This is a genomic window from Saccharothrix longispora, assembly GCF_030852425.1.
GTDB classification, from domain to species: Bacteria; Actinomycetota; Actinomycetes; order Mycobacteriales; family Pseudonocardiaceae; genus Actinosynnema; species Actinosynnema longispora.
In genome coordinates this window covers 144,774-157,882 of the sequence record NZ_NSDM01000008.1, presented here as the reverse complement: position 1 = coordinate 157,882, position 13,109 = coordinate 144,774, and the positions used below count along the sequence as shown (strand labels likewise).

The following is a 13,109-nucleotide window of genomic DNA, read 5'->3' as shown; positions in this document are numbered from 1 at the left end:
CGATCAAGGTCCGACCGCGATGTCACCCGCGGCCACCGCCCTTCCGGAAGGTCCGGAACGCCTGCCCGGAGGACATGGCGACTGGTGCGAACGCTCCCCCGGGCATCCCGACGCGAGGTCCTCGCGGACGGCCTGCGCCCGGCGGCCCGCCACGAGTCGCGGGACGGCCGCCCCTCCACCGGGGGCAGCGGGCAGCACGTCCCGGTCTACGAACCGGCCTGACCGCCCTCGTCGGGGGATTCCGCGGGGGGCTCCTCGACGACGGCCACGGCCGCGGCGGCTTCGGGGCCCCGCTCCAGCAGGACCCGGAAGCCCGCCTCGTCCAGCACGGGCACCTTCAGCTGCACGGCCTTCTCCGCCTTCGACCCCGGCGACTCGCCGACCACCACGAACGCCGTCTTCTTCGACACCGCGCCCGCCGCCTTGCCACCGCGCGACAGGATCGCCTCCTTGGCCTCGTCGCGCGAGAACGTCTCCAGCGAGCCGGTGACCACGATCGACAGGCCCTCCAGGGTGCGCGGGACCGACGTGTCGCGCTCCTCCGCCAACCGGACGCCCGCCGCGCGCCACTTCGCCACGACCTCCTGCCGCCACGGGGTGCCGACCCACTCGCGGACGGCGGCGGCGATGGTCGGGCCCACGCCCCCGGCCGCCGCCAGCTCCTCCTCCGACGCCGACGCGATGCGGTCCAGCGAGCCGAACTCGCGGGCCAGCGCCCGCGCCGCCGTCGGGCCCACGTGGCGGATCGACAGCGCCACCAGCACCCTCCACAGGGGACGCCGCTTGGCCGCCTCCAGGTTGTCGAGCAGCTTGAGCGCGTTGGCGGTCGGCTCGCCGTGGAGGGTCCGGAACAGGTCGACGCCGAGCAGCTTGTCGGCGTCGAGGTCGAACAGGTCGCCCTCGTCGCCGTAGTGGGGCGACTCGACCAGGGCCGCGGCGGCCTCGTAGCCGAGCACCTCGACGTCGAGCGCGGACCGGGACCCCAGGTAGGCCAGGCGCTCCCGCAGCTGCCCCGGGCAGCGCGCCGCGTTGGGGCAGCGGATGTCGACGTCGCCCTCCTTCATGGGGCGCAGCGCGTGGCCGCACTCCGGGCACGTCGCCGGCATCTCGAACTCGCGCGCGTCGTCGGGCCGGGCCTCGACCACCGGGCCGAGCACCTCGGGGATCACGTCGCCCGCCTTGCGGATGACGATGCGGTCGCCGATCAGCACGCCCTTGCGCTTGACCTCGCTCGCGTTGTGCAGGGTGGCGCGGGCGACCGTGGACCCGGCGACCTTCACCGGCTCCATCACCGCGTACGGCGTGACCCGGCCGGTGCGGCCCACCTGCACCTTGATGTCGAGGAGCGTGGTGGTGGCCTCCTCCGGCGGGTACTTGAACGCGATGGCCCAGCGCGGCGCGCGGGACGTGCTGCCCAGGCGGCGCTGCACCGACACCTCGTCGACCTTGACGACCACGCCGTCGATCTCGTGCACGGCGTCGTGCCGGTGCCCGCCCCAGTAGTCGACGTGCTCGGCGACGTCGTCGAACGAGGTCAACACCTTCGTGTGCGACGACACCGGCAGGCCCCACGCGCGCAGCGCCTCGTACGCGTCGGACTGGCGGGTCAGCTCGAAGCCCTCCCGCTTGCCCAGGCCGTGGCAGATCAGCCGCAGCCGCCGGGACGCGGTGACCTTCGGGTCCTTCTGCCGCAGCGAGCCCGCGGCGGTGTTGCGGGGGTTCGCGAACGGCGGCTTGCCCGCCTCCACGAGCGTGGCGTTGAGCTCCAGGAAGTCCTCCACGGCGAAGAACACCTCGCCGCGCACCTCGACCAGCGCGGGCACCGGGTGCTCGTCGGTGCCGGTCAGCACCTCCGGCACGTCCCCCAGCGTGCGCGCGTTGAGGGTCACGTCCTCGCCGGTGCGGCCGTCACCGCGGGTGAGGGCGCGGACCAGCCTGCCGTGCTCGTAGAGCAGGTTGACCGCCAGGCCGTCGATCTTCAGCTCGCACAGGTAGTGGACGCCCGCGCCGACCTCCTTCTCGACCCGCTCGAACCACCCGCGCAGCTCGTCGAGGGAGAACACGTTGTCGAGGCTGAGCATCCGCTCCAGGTGGTCGACCGCGGTGAACTCGGTCGAGAACGTGCCGCCGACCCGCTGCGTGGGCGAGTCGGGCGTGGCGAGGCCCGGGTGGACCCGCTCCATGGCCTCCAGCTCGCGCAGCAGCGCGTCGAACTCGCCGTCGCTGATCGTCGGCGCGTCCTTGACGTAGTAGTCGAACTGGTGCCCCCGCACCACCTCGGCCAGGGCGGCGTGCGCCTCCCGCGCGGCGGCGGGCACGTCCTCCGCGCCCTCGGCCGGCTGCTGGCTCTCGTCCACCGCGTCGCTGCTGGTCACGGCATGATGCTAACGAGGGGGTCCGACGGTTTCAGCCGCCGTCCCCGATCATCGCGCGGACGAGGTCGCGCAGTTCCAGCAGGTCGATCGTGCCCTCCGGTTCGGTGGACGCGGTCTCCACCCGGCCGAGTCGTTCACCGGCCAGGCGCTCACCGAGCGTGACGTCCAGGGGGAGGAACGTCATGGTCCGCCGGGCGTCGTCGTCCAGGGCGGCGAACTCCGGGTGGTACACGGCGACGTCCACGAGCCCGTCGGCCACCCGGGCGACGACCCGCACGTCGGCGAGCGCGATGCGACGAGCTCCCAGGTTGATCGTCACCTTGGTCGGGTCGGGCACCGGCGGCACCGAGTCGTGGTACTCCCAGATCATGTCCTCGGTGGGCGCGGCGGCCATCCACGCGTCCGTCCACGGCCGCAGCCTCGGGTCCTCCTGGCCGGTGACGACCAGCGCGTAGATCGCGCGGTGCCCGCGTTCGAGGGAGAAGTGCAGGTCCGGGTGCAGGTCGGCGACGAGCGCCCCGATCCCGCCCTCCACGCGGTGCGGTTCGCCGTCGCCGAGCGCCGCGCTGACCGTCGGCAGCAGGTCGGACCAACCCGTCCAGAACGCGACCGCCGCCTCCCGCGGGTTCGGCAGGTGCGCGGGCGCGCCCCCCGCCGGGGGTTCGGGCCGGGGCTGGGCGGGGCGTCGGCGGCGGAACCAGCTCATGGCCCCATTGAACTACGGCGGGTCGCCGCGGCGAGGAGTTCCGCGGCGGGTCCCACCAGCCGCCGTCCACCCGGCCACACGGCCCGCAGCACTCGCCGCAGGTCCAGGGCCACCGGCACCTCCACGAGCCGCCCGTCGGCCAGGTCCAGCCCCACCGCGAGGACGCTCAGCACGGCCGGCGCGACCCCGGCGACCACCGCGCCGCGCACGGCCGTGGTGGACCCCAGTTCCAGCGCGGGCGGGCAGGCGTCCGGCAGCGCGCGGTCGAGGGTGTCCCGCGTCCCCGAACCGCGCTCGCGCACCACCAGGGGGACGGTCGCCAGCTCCGCCGCCGTCAGCTCGCGCCGCCGTCGCGCCCACGGGTGGCCGGGCGCCACCACCAGGGCCAGCCGGTCCACCGCCACCCGTCGCGTCGACAGCCCCGCCAGCGCGCCGGGCGCCTCGACGAACCCGACGTCCACCGCGCCGTCGCGCACCAGCCCGACCACGGTCTCCGAGTTCGTCACCCGCAGCCCCACCCGCAGCTCGGGTCGGTGCCGCCGCAGCTCGGCGATCCAGCCGGGTGCGAGGTGCTCGGCCACCGTCATGCTCGCCGCGACCCGCAGCCCGGCCTCCCGCGCCGACCGCAGCGCCTCCGCGCCCTCCAGCAGCCCGGAGACCTCGTCCAGCACGCGCCGCGCCCGTTCGCCGACGACCACGCCCGCCGGCGTGAGCACCGACCCGCGCCGCCCCCGGTCCACCAGCACCAGCCCCAGCGCGCGCTCCAGCGTGGCCAGGCGCTTGCTCGCCGAGGGCTGCGCGACGCCGAGCCGCTCGGCCGCCCGCCCCAGGCTGCCCAGCTCGCCCACCAGCACCAGCAGGCGCAGCGAGCCCAGGTCGGGGGTCATCGCGGGTCCGAGGTCATAGCCCCAGGGTATGAGCACAGAGCGGGTTGCCGCCTACCGGCGGGCCCCGGCAGGGCGCACGGTGGGCGGGTGCTGATCGCCGCGGTGGTGCTGGGTGTGCTCGTGGGCGGCCGGGTGCCCGACCTGTCGACGTGGACCCGGCGGCTGCTGCGCGCCGGCGTCGTCCTGCTCGGCCTCCAGCTGTCCGTGCCGCTGCTGCTGTCCCTCGGACCGGGCGTGCTGGTCGCGGTCGTGGTGACGGTCGGCGTCACGTTCCTGGGCACGCTGTGGCTGGGCGCGCGCCTGGGCCTGCCCCGCGGGTTGACCGTGCTGGTGGCGAGCGGCTTCTCCATCTGCGGCGCGTCGGCCATCGCCGCCGTGGAGGGCGTGGTCGAGCGCGAGGACGAGCACGTGGCCGCGAGCGTCGCCCTGGTCACCCTCTACGGCAGCCTCGCGATGGTCGCGCTGCCGCTGCTCGGCGCGTCCGCGCAGTGGACCGGGCTGAGCGTGCACGAGGTGGCGCAGGTGGCCGCCGCCGCGCCCGCGGGCGGGCTGGCGACGGCCATGGCGGTCAAGCTCGGCCGGGTGGCGCTGCTGGCGCCGATCGTGGCGGGCCTGGGCGGGCGGCGCGGCGTGCCCGTCTTCCTGCTCGGGTTCGCGGCGGCGGCGCTGGTGGCCCCGCTCGTGCCCGAGCCGGTGCTGGGCGTCGCCCGGACGGCGACGACGGTCCTGCTCGCCGCCGCCCTGTTCGGCCTCGGCACGGCCGTCCGGCCGCGCGCCCTGCTGCGCCTCGGCCCGCGCCCGCTGGTGCTGGGCCTGCTGTCGACGCTGCTGGTGTGCGGGACGGGCTACCTGTCGCTGCGGCTGGTGTGAGCGCGCAGCAGGTCGGCGTTGAGGCGGGCGATCGTGGTCAGCGGGATGCCCTTGGGGCACGCCGCCGTGCACTCGCCGGTGTTCGTGCAGCCGCCGAAGCCCTCCGCGTCGTGCTCGGCCACCATGTCCCGCGCCCGCGACCACCGCTCCGGCTGCCCCTGCGGCAGCACGCCCAGGTGCGTCGCCTTGGCGGCGGTGAACAGCATCGCCGACCCGTTCGGGCACGCCGCCACGCACGCGCCGCACCCGATGCACGCCGCCGCCTCGAACGCGGTGTCCGCGTCCGGCTTCGGCACGGGGGTGGCGTGCGCGTCGGGCGCGGACCCGGTCGGCACGCCCACGTACCCGCCGGACGCCACGATCCGGTCGAGCGCCGACCGGTCCACCACCAGGTCCCGCACCACCGGGAACGGCTCGGCCCGCCACGGCTCCACGGTCACCACGTCGCCGTCGCGGAAGTGCCGCAGGTGCAGCTGGCACGCCGTGGTCGCCCGCTGCGGCCCGTGCGCCACCCCGTCGATCATCAACCCGCACGCGCCGCAGATGCCCTCGCGGCAGTCGTGGTCGAACGCGACCGGCTCCTCCCCGGCCGTGGTCAACCGCTCGTTGAGCACGTCGAGCGCTTCCAGGAAGGACATGTCCGGCGACAGCCCGTCGACCGGGTACTCGACCAGCCGCCCGGTCGCACCGCGCTGCCGCCAGATCCGCAGGGTCAGCTTCACGAGTAGCTCCTCGTCGACGGCGTGACGTGCTCGAACACCAGCTGTTCCCTGTGCAGCACCGGCGGTGTGCCGACGCCCGTCCACTCCCAGGCGGCGACGTGGGCGAAGTTCGCGTCGTCGCGCAGCGCCTCGCCGTCCGGGGTCTGCGACTCGGTGCGGAAGTGGCCGCCGCAGGACTCGGCGCGGTGCAGGGCGTCGACGCACATCAGCTCGGCCAGCTCGAAGAAGTCGGCCACCCGGCCGGCCTTCTCCAGCTCCTGGTTGAAGTCCCGGCCGCCGGGCACCTTCACGTCGTGCCAGAACTCCTCGCGCAGCTCGGGGATGCGCTCCAGGGCCTTGCGCAGCCCGGCCCCGTCGCGCTCCATGCCGCACTCGTCCCACATCAGCCGGCCCAGCTCGCGGTGGAACGACTCGGCGGTGCGCCGGCCGTCCACGGCCAGCAGCGTCGTGAGCCGGCCGCGCACCTCGGACTCGGTGTCGGCGACCTCGCGGCGGCCCTCGACGGGCTCGAACGGCGCGTCGGCCAGGTAGTCGCCGACGACGCCCGGCAGCACGAAGTAGCCGTCCGCGAGACCCTGCATCAACGCGCTGGCGCCCAGCCGGTTGGCGCCGTGGTCGGAGAAGTTCGCCTCGCCGATCACGTACAGGCCGGGGATGTTCGACCTCAGGTCGTAGTCCACCCACAGGCCGCCCATCGTGTAGTGCACGGCCGGGTAGATGCGCATCGGCGACCGGTACGGGTCGTCGCCGGTGATGCGCTGGTACATCTCGAACAGGTTGCCGTAGCGCTGCTCGACCACGCCCCGCCCCAGCCGCCCGATCGCGTCGGCGAAGTCGAGGTACACGCCGCGCTTCTCGTCGGAGATGTTCTTGGCCGCGCGGGAGGCGATGTCGCGCGGCACGAGGTTGCCGAAGCTCGGGTACATGCGCTCCAGGAAGTAGTCGCGCGCGTCCTCCGGGACGTCGTTCGGCGCGCGCCGGTCGTGCGGGTCGCGCGGCACCCACACGCGACCGTCGTTGCGCAGCGACTCGCTCATCAGGGTCAGCTTCGACTGGTGCTCGCCGCTGACCGGGATGCACGTGGGGTGGATCTGGGTGAAGCACGGGTTCGCGAACAGCGCGCCCCGCCGGTGCGCCCGCCAGATCGCGGTGGCGTTGCAGCCCTTGGCGTTGGTGGACAGGTGGAACACGTTGCCGTAGCCGCCGGTGGCGAGCACGACGGCGTCCGCGAAGTGCGTCGACACCTCGCCCGTGACCAGGGACCTGACCACGACGCCGCGCGCCCGGCCGTCCACCACGACGAGGTCGAGCATCTCGGTGCGCGGGTGCACCTGCACCCGCCCGGCCGCGACCTGCCGCTCCATCGCCTGGTAGGCGCCCAGCAGCAGCTGCTGCCCGGTCTGGCCTCGGGCGTAGAAGGTGCGCGACACCTGCGCCCCGCCGAACGAGCGGGTGTCGAGCAGGCCGCCGTACTCGCGGGCGAACGGCACGCCCTGCGCCACGCACTGGTCGATGATCGCGGTGCTGACCTGCGCCAGCCGGTGCACGTTGGACTCGCGGGAGCGGAAGTCGCCGCCCTTGACGGTGTCGTGGAACAGCCGGTGCACGCTGTCGCCGTCGTTGCGGTAGTTCTTGGCCGCGTTGATGCCGCCCTGCGCGGCGATGCTGTGCGCCCGGCGCGGGCTGTCCTGGTAGCAGAACGACGTGACCCGGTAGCCCAGCTCGCCCAGGGTCGCCGCGGCGGACCCGCCGGCCAGGCCGGTGCCGACGACGATGACGGAGCGGTTGCGGCGGTTCGCCGGGTTGACCAGCCGCGCGGAGAAGCGGCGGCGGTCCCAGCGCGACTCGATCGGCCCGTCGGGGACGCGCTGGTCGGTGATCGGGGAACCCTCGGTGAAGTGCATGTCAGCCCACCAACCCGGTGACGACGGCGAACGGGACGGACAGGAAGCCGGCGCAGACCACCACGGCCACGCCGAGGCCGGCCACGCGCGACGTGGTGACCCCCAGCGTCTGCGTGGCGCTCCACACGCCGTGGCGGATGTGCAGGCCGAGGGCGAGCACGGCGACGGTGTAGGCGAGCACGACGTACCAGTGCCGGAAGTCCGCGACGACGTTGGCGTGGATCTCGCCGGCGACGCCGTGCGGGTTGAGCCACCCGGCGGTGAGGTCGAGCAGGTGGTAGACGACGAACAGCGCGATCACCACCCCGCCCCAGCGCATGGTGCGGGCCGCGTAGCTCCCCTGCACGCGCCGCCGGTGCTCGTAGCGACCGCGGGCCCTCCGGGCGCGGGCGGCGAGCTGGTGGGCGGCGGTGAAGTGCAGCGCCACGGCGGCGAGCAGGGCCACCCGCGTCGGCCACACGGCGCCGATCCCGCGCAGCCACCGGCCGTAGCCGTCGATCGCCTCGGGCCCGGCGAAGATCGCGAGGTTGCCGACCATGTGCGCGACGACGTACAGCAGCAGCACGGCGCCGGTGACCGCCATGACGGCCTTCTTGCCGACGGTGGTGCGGTAGAGCCGGATCGTGTCCACCCCGAGGACGGTAGGAAGAGGTGCGACGAGTCGTCCAATACATCGTGGAGTACGAGACGATAGCCTGTGGCTATGACGCTCACGCAGCTCGCGTACTTCCTGGCAGTGGCCAGGACGCGGCACTTCACCCGCGCCGCCGAGGAGGTGCGTGTGGCGCAGCCCTCACTGTCCAAGCAGATCCACGCGCTGGAGAAGGAGCTCGGGGCGGAGCTGTTCAGCCGGGCGCGGGGCAACATCGCCCTCACCCCCGCCGGCGAGGCGCTGCTGCCGGTGGCGAACCGCATCCTGTCCGATGTGGACACCGCGCGGCTGGAGGTGGCGGAACTGGTGGGGCTGCGGCGCGGCCGGGTGCGCGTGGGCGCGACGCCGAGCCTGTGCGGCAGCCTGTTCGCCGACGTGATCAAGCGCTTCCACGACGCGCACCCCGGCATCCGGGTCGCGGTGACCGAGGGCGGGTCGCGCGACCTGGTGGCCGCGCTGGAGGTCGGCGACCTGGACCTGGCGCTGGTCATCGTGTCGCCCGCGGACGCCGACCGGGCGCTGACCGTGGTGCCGGTGCTGCGCGAGGACCTGGTGGTCGCGTCCGCCGAGCCGCTCGGCGTGACCCGGATGCGCCTGGCGGACCTGCGCGAGCACCCGCTCGTGATGTTCCGGGCCGGGTACGACCTGCGGGAGACGACGCTGGCCGCGTGCCGCCAGGCCGGGTTCGAGCCGTCGTTCGCGGTGGAGGGCGGCGAGATGGACGCCGTGCTGCGGTTCGTGGAGGTGGGGTTGGGCGTGGCCATCGTGCCGTCCACGGTGCTGGCCACGCGGTCGCTGCACGCCACGCCGCTCGCGCCGAGCACCACCCGCACGGTCGCCCTGGCGCACCGCACCGACGTGGCCCCCACGTCGGCCGGCCGGGCGTTCCGCTCGGTCCTGCTGGGCTTCCTGCGCGGCGCGGAAATGCCCCCGGGCGTGCACCTGGTGGAGCCGTAGGCTGCGCCGCGTGCTGATCCGACGCGAGACCCCCGCCGACGTGGACGTCATCCGGGCCGTGACCGAGGCCGCCTTCGCCGCCCGGCCGGGCGGCGAGGCGTGGCTGGTGGACGAGCTGCGCCGGGACTCCGGCTGGATTCCGGCCCTGTCCCTGGTGGCCGAACTGGACGGCGAGGTGGTCGGGCACGTCGTGTGCACGCGCGCCACCGTGGGCGGGGCCCCCGCGCTGGGCCTGGGTCCGCTGAGCGTGCGCCCGGACCGGCAGCGCGCCGGTGTGGGCAAGGCCCTCGTGCACACCGTCCTGGGCGCGGCCGACGGCCTGGGCGAACCGCTGGTGGTCCTGCTGGGCGACCCCGCCTACTACTCCCGCTTCGGCTTCCGCCCGGCCGCGGACCTGGGCGTCACCCCACCCGTGCCCGAGTGGGCCCCCCACTTCCAGGCCCGCCCCCTGACCACCCACGTCCCCACCCTGCGCGGCGAGTTCCGCTACGCCACCCCCTTCACCCACCTCTGACCGCGAGTCGTAAGCCCATCCCGCGCGAGTCGTAAGCCCATCCCGCGCGAGTCGCAAGCCCGTGCCCCGCGAGTCGCAAGTCCGTGCCCCGCGAGTCGTAAGCCCGTGCCCCGCGAGTCGCAAGTCCGTGCCCCGCGAGTCGTAAGCCCGTGCCCCGCGAGTCGTAAGCCCGTGCCCCGCGAGTCGCGGTTGGCCGAACTTGAACCTACGACTCACCGAGCCTGAACTTACGACTCGCGCGGGATGGGCTTACGACTCGCGGGTCACCAGGTTTCGGGGGGTTCCACGAACGCCTTGCCCAGGTCGCGGGTCAGCGACAGCGCCCGCCGCGCCCAGGTCGCACTCGCCCCGGACAGGCCGCACGTCGGCGTCGGCACGGCGTGGGTGCCCAGGACGTCGCGCGGGAAGCCGAGCCGGTCGACCAGGTCGAGCACGGGCCGCGCGAGCGACTTCAGGGTCGGCGGCGAGGCCGGATCGGTGCTCGGCGTGACGCCGAGGAACAGCTGGGTCTTCTCCTCCCACGCCTCGCCGACCTCGTCCCACAGCGACTCCTGGAGCGCGGTGACGTCGAACGAGACCGCCTTCGCACCCGTCCGGCGCAGCAGCCCGATCGGCGGGTTCGGGGCGCAGCAGTGCAGGACCACGTCCGCCTCGACGCCCTCGACGACGCCCTGGAGCAGGGCGAGCGCGTCGGGTTCGGGCACCGCGGCCACCGTGCCGAGCTTGGACGGCGTCGGCAACAGGCCGCGCAGCACGGCGGGCAGCGACGGTTCGTCCAGCTGCACGAGCACCGTCGCCCCGGTCCGCCTGGCGACCTCGGCGACGTGCCGGTTCAGCCCTTCGACGAGCGACGCGGTGAACTCGCGCAGCGCGCCCCGGTCGGTGAGCACGCGGTGCCCGCGCACCAGCTCGACGTTGGCCGTCAGCGTCCACGGCCCGGCGGCCTGCACCTTGACCAGCCGGGGCGGGGCGGGGTCGGCGGCCTCCTCGAACGCGTCGAGGTCGCGGCGCATCAGGTCCACCGCACGCCGGTGGTCGCGGCCGGGGTGCGCGGCGACCCGGTAGCCGGACGGGACCACCTCGACGGGCAGGTCGACCAGCAGCCCGGCGGTGCGGCCGATCACGTCCGCGCCGACGCCGCGCGTGGGGAGTTCGGGCAGGTGGGGAAGTTCGGGCAGCTCGCCGAGAACGATCCGCGACGCTTCCAGCGGGTCGGTTCCGGGCAGCGAGCCGAGGCCGGTGGCGGTACCGGCGGTCCAGGGGAGGGCGTCCACCGGCACAGTCTCCCACCGACCGCCGCGGGACCACCCGCCCGAGGACCGCGTGCGCACCGCACGAGCCACAAAAGGTCTAGACCCATTGACGTCGTGGTGCAGACCACATACCGTCACCTTGTCGGTGCCGACAGTTGCGACGACACCGCCACGACCGTGGTGTGGGGGCGTGCCGCGCCCCACGTCCTCACACCACTCCCACCCCGGCCGGCGGACCTTAGGGTGCTGCCATGGACCCCGCGGAGATGCTCGCCAACGACCCCGCCTCGCAGGCTCTCGGCATCCGGGCGCTGGAGCTGGGCGACGGCACGGCCCGGGTGGCCATGGTGGTCACCGAACGCATGATCAACGGGCACGGCATCGGGCACGGCGGGTACGTGTTCCTGCTCGCCGACACCGCCTTCGCCTGCGCGTGCAACCGCCACGGCGCGGTGACCGTGGCGGCGCAGGCGGAGATCGACTTCCTCGCGCCGGTCCGGGCCGGCGACGAACTGGTGGCGGAGGCGGTGGAGCGGGTGCGGTTCGGCCGCAGCGGCATCTACGACATCACCGTGCGCCGGGGCGACGAGGTGGTCGCGGAGTTCCGCGGCCGGAGCCGGACGCTCAGGCCGAGCGCCGCAGACCCAGCACCTGGAGGGCGATGAACCCGGCCACGGCCGCCACCTGGGCCAGTACCAGGAACAGACCGGGGCCGGTCAGCGGGAACCAGCCGGCGAACGCGACCAGCAGGCTGTCCACCACCCACACCAGGTTGCCGATCACCACGACCGCGACCAGTGGCCGCACGGGCCGCGTGCCGAGCAGGAAAACGCCGATCCCGTAACCCACGAGGAAACGCCGAGCCCGCTCGCGAGGCCGCGCGGCAATCCGTGGTCGACGTCGAGGACAAGGGCCGACAGGCCCAGCGCGCCCGAGGCGACGCCGTCGAGCTTCAGCGCGAAGCGGAGCAGGTCGTCATTGCGCACAGCGGTGGTCGTCATGGCGTCGACACTGCAGCCCGGGGCACTGCCGGCGGTATGCCGAACACTGCCGACTCCTGCCGGTTCTCAGGGCGCGACCTGCGCGGACAGGTCTTCGGCCACCAGCCTGGCCCCCGCGTTCTGCCAGTTGTGCAGGGTCCGCTCCGGCACCTGGTCCACGAACCACGCGAGCGCCCGGCGGCCGACCGGGTCGAGGTCCTCGCGCTTGGTGCGCCTGCTGTAGGGGCGGATTCCGACGACGTAGTAGAAGCAGAGCGCGTTGTAGTGCCGCCACTCGTCGCTGGTGCCGAATTCGCCGTCACGCGGTTTCAACCGGGAATGCCCTCCAGCAGCAGCGACTTCAACTCGGCCGCGCGTTCCAGCGGGTTGTCCGGGGCGCCGCGCGCGGCCAGCCGGGCGTCGATCACCGGCAGGTCCACCAGCGGGCTGGCGACGAGCTTGCCGAGGTCGCCGTAGTGGCTCAGCGCGCGGCGGACGAGCTTCGCGAAGTCGGCCGGCACCTCCAGCGGCGGGCGCTTCGGCAGCGAGTCGACGGCCTCGCGCAGCTCGGCCCGCCCGGCCGCCACCGCGGGCACGGTGACCCGGTCGGCCAGCAGCGCCAGCGGGTTCGCCAGCACCTGCACGGCGATCGCGGCGGCGACCGTGCCGTACAGCAGCGGCACCAGCCGGTCGTCCAGGAACAACGCCACCTGCCCGCCGAACACCGCCGCGAGACCGGCCGAGGCGAGCAGCGAGCGCAGCATGTCGCCCCGGATCGCCTCGCCCTCGTCGAACGCGTCCGCCACCGCCACGAGCACCCCGAACAGCAGCAGGTCCACGCCCGCCGAGGCGACCACCAGCGCCCTCGGCAGCACGTCGAGCGGCAGCGCGCCGCAGCTCAGGCCGAACAGCGCGGTCACCGCGCCGAGCAGCGCGCGCCGGGTGCGCAGGCACAGCGCCAGCGACGCGGCCAGCGGCACGAGCACCACGACGGGCGCGAACCAGGCGGCCACCAGCAGCGGCACGGCGCTCCAGCGCCACCACCGGTCGTAGCGGGCGGGCAGCCGGCACACCACCGCCCCGGTCCACGCCACGGCCGGCACGGCCAGCGCCACCGGCGGCAGCGGGAGCGCGATCACGGCGGCGTAGGCCGGCAACCCGACCGAGGCGCGCCGGAGCAGGGCCTAGCGGGGGTCGCGCGCCAACAGGTAGAGCCCGAGCCACAGGCCAGGCCGGAGGTCACCACCGACAGCGTGATCACCGGGCGATCCTACGGTTGCGCCCACTGG

16 protein-coding genes are annotated in these 13,109 nt (G+C 74.4%); 5 read left to right on the top strand and 11 right to left on the bottom strand.

Annotated elements, in window-relative coordinates; translation table 11 throughout:
- Positions 1-84 precede the first annotated feature (84 nt).
- Positions 85-222 (top strand): hypothetical protein, encoded by a 138-nt coding sequence (locus CKY47_RS19915; protein WP_306747397.1) that lies wholly within the window; start codon positions 85-87, stop codon positions 220-222.
- On the opposite strand, the gene ligA is transcribed toward CKY47_RS19915, so the two are convergent.
- Genes ligA through CKY47_RS19900 form a run of 3 tightly spaced genes read right to left on the bottom strand, consistent with a single transcriptional unit; the run spans position 207 to position 3,968 of the window.
- Entirely contained in the window at positions 207-2,375 is a 2,169-nt protein-coding gene (ligA, locus tag CKY47_RS19910; protein ID WP_306747396.1) for an NAD-dependent DNA ligase LigA, read from the bottom strand. The genes CKY47_RS19915 and ligA overlap by 16 nt on opposite strands.
- A gap of 31 nt (positions 2,376-2,406) precedes the next feature.
- Positions 2,407-3,081 carry a hypothetical protein gene (locus CKY47_RS19905; protein ID WP_306747395.1) on the bottom strand — a complete coding sequence of 225 codons (675 nt, stop codon included), beginning with the start codon at positions 3,079-3,081 and terminating at the stop codon, positions 2,407-2,409.
- The gene (locus CKY47_RS19900; RefSeq protein ID WP_306747394.1) at positions 3,078-3,968 is read right to left on the bottom strand and encodes a LysR substrate-binding domain-containing protein; all 891 of its coding nucleotides are present in this window, start codon (positions 3,966-3,968) and stop codon (positions 3,078-3,080) included. Before CKY47_RS19900 ends, CKY47_RS19905 begins: the two co-directional genes overlap by 4 nt.
- Before the next feature lie 87 nt (positions 3,969-4,055).
- Here CKY47_RS19900 and CKY47_RS19895 point away from each other — a divergent pair, with 87 nt between their 5' ends.
- Complete coding sequence (locus CKY47_RS19895) at positions 4,056-4,838, top strand: YeiH family protein (RefSeq protein ID WP_371320700.1); 783 nt, start codon at positions 4,056-4,058, stop codon at positions 4,836-4,838.
- Here CKY47_RS19895 and CKY47_RS19890 read toward each other — a convergent pair.
- From CKY47_RS19890 to CKY47_RS19880, 3 genes are read right to left on the bottom strand one after another with little or no spacing between them, the layout of a single operon-like run.
- The gene (locus CKY47_RS19890; protein WP_306747393.1) at positions 4,814-5,560 is read right to left on the bottom strand and encodes a succinate dehydrogenase/fumarate reductase iron-sulfur subunit; all 747 of its coding nucleotides are present in this window, start codon (positions 5,558-5,560) and stop codon (positions 4,814-4,816) included. The two genes, CKY47_RS19895 and CKY47_RS19890, sit on opposite strands and share 25 nt — an antisense overlap.
- On the bottom strand, positions 5,557-7,464 hold the full coding sequence (locus CKY47_RS19885) for a fumarate reductase/succinate dehydrogenase flavoprotein subunit (protein WP_306747392.1): 1,908 nt from the start codon (positions 7,462-7,464) through the stop codon (positions 5,557-5,559). The genes CKY47_RS19890 and CKY47_RS19885 overlap by 4 nt, the downstream gene beginning before the upstream one ends.
- Position 7,465: 1 nt before the next feature.
- Positions 7,466-8,095, bottom strand: a complete 630-nt coding sequence (locus CKY47_RS19880; RefSeq protein WP_306747391.1) for a succinate dehydrogenase cytochrome b subunit — start codon at positions 8,093-8,095, stop codon at positions 7,466-7,468.
- A 72-nt stretch (positions 8,096-8,167) separates the two neighbouring features.
- Here CKY47_RS19880 and CKY47_RS19875 point away from each other — a divergent pair, with 72 nt between their 5' ends.
- Together CKY47_RS19875 and CKY47_RS19870 are read left to right on the top strand one after the other, a co-directional pair.
- Complete coding sequence (locus tag CKY47_RS19875) at positions 8,168-9,073, top strand: LysR family transcriptional regulator (protein ID WP_306747390.1); 906 nt, start codon at positions 8,168-8,170, stop codon at positions 9,071-9,073.
- Positions 9,074-9,083: 10 nt separating this feature from the next.
- Complete coding sequence (locus tag CKY47_RS19870) at positions 9,084-9,587, top strand: GNAT family N-acetyltransferase (protein WP_306747389.1); 504 nt, start codon at positions 9,084-9,086, stop codon at positions 9,585-9,587.
- A 263-nt stretch (positions 9,588-9,850) separates the two neighbouring features.
- Here the strand turns inward: CKY47_RS19870 and CKY47_RS19865 are convergent, their stop codons facing one another.
- On the bottom strand, positions 9,851-10,861 hold the full coding sequence (locus CKY47_RS19865; RefSeq protein WP_306747388.1) for a methionine synthase: 1,011 nt from the start codon (positions 10,859-10,861) through the stop codon (positions 9,851-9,853).
- 245 nt (positions 10,862-11,106) lie between these two features.
- On the opposite strand from CKY47_RS19865, the gene paaI reads away from it, so the two are divergent.
- On the top strand, positions 11,107-11,505 hold the full coding sequence (paaI, locus tag CKY47_RS19860; RefSeq protein ID WP_371320709.1) for a hydroxyphenylacetyl-CoA thioesterase PaaI: 399 nt from the start codon (positions 11,107-11,109) through the stop codon (positions 11,503-11,505).
- On the opposite strand, the gene CKY47_RS19855 is transcribed toward paaI, so the two are convergent.
- From CKY47_RS19855 to CKY47_RS19840, 4 genes are all read right to left on the bottom strand, one after another.
- Positions 11,465-11,626, bottom strand: coding sequence for a hypothetical protein (locus CKY47_RS19855; RefSeq protein WP_306747386.1), 162 nt, complete (start codon positions 11,624-11,626; stop codon positions 11,465-11,467). The two genes, paaI and CKY47_RS19855, sit on opposite strands and share 41 nt — an antisense overlap.
- Positions 11,620-11,841: a hypothetical protein gene (locus tag CKY47_RS19850; RefSeq protein WP_306747385.1), complete on the bottom strand. Its 222-nt coding sequence runs from the start codon at positions 11,839-11,841 to the stop codon at positions 11,620-11,622. The genes CKY47_RS19855 and CKY47_RS19850 overlap by 7 nt, the downstream gene beginning before the upstream one ends.
- Positions 11,842-11,907: 66 nt before the next feature.
- Positions 11,908-12,153 carry a hypothetical protein gene (locus tag CKY47_RS19845; protein ID WP_306747384.1) on the bottom strand — a complete coding sequence of 82 codons (246 nt, stop codon included), beginning with the start codon at positions 12,151-12,153 and terminating at the stop codon, positions 11,908-11,910.
- A complete protein-coding gene (locus CKY47_RS19840; RefSeq protein WP_306747383.1) occupies positions 12,150-12,959 on the bottom strand; it encodes a hypothetical protein in 810 nt (269 codons plus the stop codon). Before CKY47_RS19840 ends, CKY47_RS19845 begins: the two co-directional genes overlap by 4 nt.
- Positions 12,960-13,109 lie beyond the last annotated feature (150 nt).

Bases quoted from the DNA above. Each gene is read 5' to 3' on its own strand.
- CKY47_RS19900 (WP_306747394.1), bottom strand. From the start codon at position 3,968: ATGACCCCCGACCTGGGCTCGCTGCGCCTGCTGGTGCTGGTGGGCGAG.
- CKY47_RS19850 (WP_306747385.1), bottom strand. From the start codon at position 11,841: ATGACGACCACCGCTGTGCGCAATGACGACCTGCTCCGCTTCGCGCTG.
- CKY47_RS19875 (WP_306747390.1), top strand. From the start codon at position 8,168: ATGACGCTCACGCAGCTCGCGTACTTCCTGGCAGTGGCCAGGACGCGG.
- CKY47_RS19885 (WP_306747392.1), bottom strand. From the start codon at position 7,464: ATGCACTTCACCGAGGGTTCCCCGATCACCGACCAGCGCGTCCCCGAC.
- paaI (WP_371320709.1), top strand. From the start codon at position 11,107: ATGCTCGCCAACGACCCCGCCTCGCAGGCTCTCGGCATCCGGGCGCTG.
- CKY47_RS19905 (WP_306747395.1), bottom strand. From the start codon at position 3,081: ATGAGCTGGTTCCGCCGCCGACGCCCCGCCCAGCCCCGGCCCGAACCC.